This is a genomic window from Acinetobacter sp. KAM396, from assembly GCF_021602765.1.
Classification (GTDB): domain Bacteria; phylum Pseudomonadota; class Gammaproteobacteria; order Pseudomonadales; family Moraxellaceae; genus Acinetobacter; species Acinetobacter towneri_A.
This window is the reverse complement of the sequence record NZ_BPPH01000110.1, coordinates 1-467: the sequence shown is the minus strand read 5'-3', so window position 1 is coordinate 467 and position 467 is coordinate 1. Positions and strand designations below refer to the sequence as shown.

Annotated in this window: 1 protein-coding gene; it reads right to left on the bottom strand. The window is 49.3% G+C overall.

Going from position 1 to position 467, the window contains the following annotated elements; translation table 11 throughout:
* Positions 1-34: 34 nt before the first annotated feature.
* The coding region (locus L6C30_RS14740; RefSeq protein ID WP_031946027.1) for a transposase at positions 35-467 on the bottom strand (433 nt) is incomplete at its 5' end.

Below are 467 nucleotides of genomic sequence, written 5' to 3'. Positions count from 1 at the left end.
ATCGTAAGCGTCCGCTGAATCCCATACCTATTTTTTAATTCGATTTAGGTTTCCAGCAGTGCGGCAGCAATTCTTCAATTTGGGTCACTTTGTGTGTCGGTAACCTTTTCAGCACATCACTTAAATAGGCATACGGATCCAAGCCATTCAGCTTTGCTGACTGGATTAACGTCATGATGTTTGCCGCTCGCTGACCACTGCGCAGCGAACCTGCAAACAGCCAGTTCTTGCGCCCCAACGCCCAGGGACGCATCTGATTCTCGACCCAATTGTTGCATATCGGTAGATTGCCATCATCCAGATAGCGGCTTAAAGCTGGCCAACGCTTCAGAGTGTAATTGATGGCCTTGGCGGTGGGAGAACTCGATGGCACTGTCAGATGATGTTGGTTGAGCCATTCATATAGTTGTTGCATCACTGGTTGACTATGCTGTTGTCGGTATTCGCGGCGGTCTTCCGCTGTACCA